Origin of the sequence: Actinomadura roseirufa (assembly GCF_900659635.1) — a bacterium.
GTDB classification, from domain to species: Bacteria; Actinomycetota; Actinomycetes; order Streptosporangiales; family Streptosporangiaceae; genus Spirillospora; species Spirillospora roseirufa.
Window position 1 is genome coordinate 1 of record NZ_CAACVB010000417.1, and the last position, 4,894, is coordinate 4,894.

General features: G+C 74.0%; 6 protein-coding genes and 1 pseudogene. 5 read left to right on the forward strand and 2 right to left on the reverse strand.

Going from position 1 to position 4,894, the window contains the following annotated elements; all coding sequences use genetic code 11:
• The 4 genes from E1291_RS39155 to E1291_RS39170 form a co-directional block, all read left to right on the forward strand.
• The coding region (locus E1291_RS39155; RefSeq protein ID WP_242614658.1) for a sensor histidine kinase at positions 1-921 on the forward strand (921 nt) is incomplete at its 5' end.
• Positions 918-1,592, forward strand: a complete 675-nt coding sequence (locus E1291_RS39160; RefSeq protein ID WP_131743074.1) for a response regulator — start codon at positions 918-920, stop codon at positions 1,590-1,592. The genes E1291_RS39155 and E1291_RS39160, both read left to right, overlap by 4 nt.
• 92 nt (positions 1,593-1,684) lie before the next feature.
• A complete protein-coding gene (locus E1291_RS39165) occupies positions 1,685-2,104 on the forward strand; it encodes an OB-fold nucleic acid binding domain-containing protein (RefSeq protein ID WP_207401188.1) in 420 nt (139 codons plus the stop codon).
• Between the two features lie 34 nt (positions 2,105-2,138).
• Positions 2,139-2,873, forward strand: a complete 735-nt coding sequence (locus E1291_RS39170) for a DUF3159 domain-containing protein (protein ID WP_370771116.1) — start codon at positions 2,139-2,141, stop codon at positions 2,871-2,873.
• A gap of 69 nt (positions 2,874-2,942) precedes the next feature.
• On the opposite strand, the gene E1291_RS39175 is transcribed toward E1291_RS39170, so the two are convergent.
• A complete protein-coding gene (locus tag E1291_RS39175; RefSeq protein ID WP_131743076.1) occupies positions 2,943-3,605 on the reverse strand; it encodes a potassium channel family protein in 663 nt (220 codons plus the stop codon).
• Entirely contained in the window at positions 3,605-4,270 is a 666-nt protein-coding gene (locus E1291_RS39180) for a potassium channel family protein (protein ID WP_131743077.1), read from the reverse strand. The genes E1291_RS39175 and E1291_RS39180 overlap by 1 nt, the downstream gene beginning before the upstream one ends.
• Positions 4,271-4,534: 264 nt before the next feature.
• Between E1291_RS39180 and E1291_RS39185 the strand changes: the two are divergent.
• Positions 4,535-4,894, forward strand: a pseudogene (locus E1291_RS39185) (DNA-binding protein); the annotation flags it as partial.

Genomic DNA, 4,894 nt, shown 5'->3' on the forward strand with positions numbered 1-4,894 from the left:
ACCGGCGAGCGGCCCGCCGCCGACCCCGCCGAGGCCGACGTCACCGCCCGCGTCGGCGCGGACTCGGTGCTCGCGCTCAGCGGCCGCGTCCTGCCCGCCGCAGACCGGCGCGTGCTGACCGCGTTCGCCTCGCAGGCCGGAGCCGTCCTGGAGTGGCGGCGGCTCGACGAGGAGGCCGCCCGCGCCCGCCGCCTCGCCGAGGGCGACCGGATCCGCACCGCCCTGCTCGCGGCGGTCTCGCACGACCTGCGCACCCCGCTCGCCTCCATCAAGGCCGGGGTGAGCAGCCTGCGCGCCACCGACGTCGAGTGGGACGCCGAGGACGAGGCGGAGCTGCTCGCCTCGGTCGAGGAGTCCGCAGACCGGCTGGACGGGCTGATCGGCAACCTCCTCGACATGAGCCGGCTCCGGACCGGGGTGGTGACCCCGCTGATCCGCCCCGTGTCACTGGAGGAGGTGCTCCCCAAGGCCCTGCTGAACGTCCCGGAGGGGCACGTCCGGCTGGACGTGCCCGAGACGCTCGCCCCGGTGCTGGCCGACGCGGGCCTGCTGGAGCGCGCCCTCGCCAACGTGATCGAGAACGCGGCCCGGTACGGCCCGCCGCCCGTCGTCGTCACCGCCTCCGAGCTGCGCCCCGGCCCCGGCCGCGGCCGCGCCGAGATCCACGTGATCGACCGCGGGCCCGGCGTGCCCGCCGCCGCGCGGGAGCGCATGTTCGCCCCCTTCCAGCGCCTCGGGGACGCGCCCCGCGGCACCGGCACCGGCCTCGGCCTGGCCGTGGCGCGCGGCTTCGTCGAGGCGATGGGCGGGACGCTGGTCCCCGAGGACACCCCCGGCGGCGGCCTGACCATGGTGATCGCGCTACCGTCCAGCGACGGGGACGCCGGCGGGACGGCCGCCGGCGCGGGGGAGGGGCGATGACGAGGGTCCTGGTCGTCGACGACGAGCCGCAGCTCGTCCGGGCGCTGCGCATCAACCTGCGCGCCCGCGGCTACGACGTGGACGCCGCGCCGGACGGGCGGAGCGCGCTCGACGTCGCCGCCCGGCGCCACCCCGACGTGATCGTCCTCGACCTCGGGCTGCCCGACATGGAGGGCGTCGAGGTCATCCGCGGCCTGCGCGGCTGGCTCAGCGCCCCGATCATCGTGCTGTCCGCGCGGCACGGGTCCGGCGACAAGGTCGAGGCCCTGGACGTCGGCGCCGACGACTACGTGACCAAGCCGTTCGGGATGGACGAGCTGCTGGCCCGGCTCCGCGCCGCCGTCCGCCGCGCCGCGCCCGCCGGGGAGGCCGCCGTCGTCCGGGCCGCCGGGTTCACCGTCGACCTCGCCGCCAAGAAGGCCGTCCGGGACGGCGGGACCGTGCGGCTGACCCCGACGGAATGGCACGTCCTGGAGGTGCTGGTCCGCAACGCGGGACGGCTCGTCAGCCAGCGGCAGCTCCTGCGCGAGGTCTGGGGCCCGTCCTACGAGACCGAGACCAACTACCTGCGCGTCTATCTCGCCCAGCTGCGCCGCAAGCTGGAGGACGACCCCGCCAGGCCGCGCCATCTGATCACCGAGCCGGGGATGGGCTACCGGTTCGAACCCTGATCGGCCCCGCGCCGGGCCGCCCGCGGCGAGGGCGTCGATTCGTCCCCGGGGCGACGGTCCGATTCACCCCGGGATGCCATACGCTTCCAACTATGGACGAGGTTTCGCCCGACACATCGTCGGCGACGGACTCCGGCGCCCCCGAGCGGAAGGGCGGCCTGCGGCGGTTCCTGCGGCGCATGGCCTCGAGCAAGGCCGAGCTGGAGGCCGAGGAACTACAGCGGACCACCGGCGACGAGGGAGCGACGCCGATCACCGCCTGCGCCGCGCGCAAACGACACTGCGTAGCGGGTACGCTGCGTACCGTCACCCTCCGGCCGCGCGGCGGCGCCCCCGCGCTGGAGGCCGAGCTCTACGACGGCACCGACGTGATCAACCTGGTCTGGCTCGGCCGGCGCCGCATCGCCGGCATCGACCCGGGCCGGCGGCTGCGCGCCGAGGGCCTGGTGAGCCTGCAGGACGGGCGTAAGGTCATGTTCAATCCGCGATACGAGCTGCGCGGCGGTTCGTGACGCCGCGCGCGGCCGGGAGAACCACGTGAGCGAACTGGAAACGAGCCGGGACCAGGCGGCCGCCGCCACACCCGAGACCGAGCCCGAGACCGCGCAGGCGGGCGCCACCGCGGCGCCGGCCGACGCCCACGACACGGTCGAGGCCGCGGTGCGGGCCCAGCTCACCAAGGCGCTCGGCGGCGTCCGCGGGATGGTCGAGGCGGCCGTCCCGACGATCGCCTTCACCGGCACCTACGTCGCGGCCAAGGACATCCGGCTCGCCGTCGGCGCCGGCGTCGGCGCGGCCGTGGTGCTGCTCCTGGTCCGGATCGCGCAGCGCTCCAGCCCGCAGTTCGTGCTCAACAGCCTGGTCGGCATCGCGATCGCCGCGTTCTTCGCGCTGCGCTCGGGCCGCGCCGAGAACGCCTTCCTGCCCGGCATCCTGCTCAACGCCGGGTACGGCGCCGCCATGATCTTCTCGATCGTCGTGCGCTGGCCCATCGTCGGCTTCATCATCGGATCGGTCACCGGCGACCCGACCGCCTGGCGGTCCGACCCGGGCATCGTCCGGCTCTGCTCCCGGCTCACGTGGCTGCTGGTGCTGCCCTGCGCGGTGCGGGTCGCCGTCCAGTACCCGATCTACCTCGCCGACGGCGACCAGAGCGGCCTGCTGGGCCCCGCCAAGATCGTCATGGGCTGGCCGCTCCAGGTGGCGGCCCTGGCGGCGATGGTGTGGCTGCTGACCCGCGGCCGCACGCCCCTCGACCGCGAACGCCCGCCCGCCGCCTGACCGGCGCGCACGCCGAGACGGGCGCCGAGACGGGCCGGGACGTCCCGGCCCGCCCCAGGGCGGCGCGGATCAGTTCCCGGCGCCCAGCAGTTCGGCGAGCTCGTCCTCGACGTCCTGGGTGGCCACGAACATCAGCTCGTCGCCGGGCTCCAGGGTGTCGTCGGACGTGGGGACGAGGACGCGCCCCTCCCGCAGAATCGCCACCAGGGCGGTGTCGCGCGGCCAGGCCACCGACCCGACCCGCTCGCCGCCGAGCGGCGCGTCCTCGGGCAGGGTCAGCTCGACCAGGTTCGCCTCGCCCTGCCGGAAGGTCATCAGCCGGACCAGGTCGCCGACGCTGACGGCCTCCTCGACGAGCGCGGACAGCAGCCGCGGCGTCGACACCGCCACGTCCACGCCCCACGACTCGTTGAACAGCCACTCGTTCTTGGGGTGGTTGATGCGGGCGACCACCCGCGGCACCCCGTACTCGGTCTTGGCCAGCAGCGAGACGACCAGGTTGACCTTGTCGTCGCCGGACGAGGCGACGACCACCTGGCAGCGCTCCAGCGCGGCGTCGTCCAGCGCGGAGATCTCGCAGGCGTCGGCGAGCAGCCACTCGGCCCGCGGCACCATCTCCACCTTGATGGCCTTCGGGCTCTTGTCGATCAGGAGCACCTCGTGGCCGTTCTCCAGCAGCTCCTGGGCGATGGAGCGGCCCACCGCGCCGGCCCCGGCGATCGCGACCCGCATCACGCGTCCCCCTCGTTCCGCGCCGCCACCGCGGCGTTGACCCGCTCCAGATCATCGGCTCGGGCCATGATGTGCACGATGTCGCCGTCCTGGACGACGGTGTCGCGCTCGGGGACGAGCGCCTCGCCCATCCGCGACAGGAACGCCACACGGGTCCCGGCGTGCTCCTCCAGCGCCCCGACCTTCTCGCCCACCCACAGGTGGCCGGTGTCGAGCTCGGCGAGGACCACGGCGCCGGTCGGGTCGCGCCACAGCGGCTCGGCGCCCTCGGGGAGGAGACGGCGCAGGATCTGGTCGGCGGTCCAGCGGACCGTCGCCACGGTGGGGATGCCGAGCCGCTGGTAGACCTCGGCGCGCCGCGGGTCGTAGATCCGGGCGACGACGTTGTCGACGCCGAACGTCTCGCGCGCCACCCGCGCGGAGATGATGTTGGAGTTGTCGCCGCTGCTGACGGCCACGAACGCCGACGCGTGCTCGATCCCGGCCTCGGCGATCACATCGCGGTCGAACCCGAACCCGGTGATGCGGCGGCCCCGGAAGCCGCTGCGCAGCCGCCGGAACGCCTCGGGACTCTGGTCGATGATGGCCACCGAATGGCCTTTGTCCTCCAGAATGTGGGCGAGCGTCGACCCGACGCGCCCGCACCCCATGATCACGATATGCACGGCCGTTCCCTCTGTCCGTCCGGAGGGACGTTCCCCCCGTACCCCCCGCGCCGTGCACGGCATCCGTCGTGGGCTGCCGACGCCGTGCGCACCCGAGGACCGTTTCCTCTGAATGATCCTGCCGGGCTGCAAACCTACACATGCCCCTGGAGGAGTACTACCCAACCAGCCTGACCGGCGGGCGTGGAGCGCTCCCGCCGGTGCGTGGCGGGAGCGGGCGGGCCCCCCATGAAGCATCAACGTGACGGGCTAGAGTCTCGTTCCGTGTCGAAGGTTCCGGACCTCGCGAAGCGGCTGCTGCTGGGCCGCGCGCTGAGCAGTGCCCAGCAGCATGAGCAGCTTTTGCCCAAGCGCATCGCGTTGCCGGTGTTCGCCAGTGACGCCCTGTCGTCGGTGGCGTACGCGCCGCAGGAGATCCTGCTCGCCCTGGGGGTGGGCGGGCTGGTGATGTACCGCTACACGCCCTGGGTGGCGGCGGCCGTGGTGGTGATCCTGCTCACGGTGGTGGCGTCGTATCGGCAGAACGTGCGGGCGTACCAGTCGGGTGGGGGCGACTTCGAGGTCGCCACGGAGAACCTGGGCGGGAACTGGGGCGTGGTGGTGGCCAGCGCGCTGCTGGTCGAC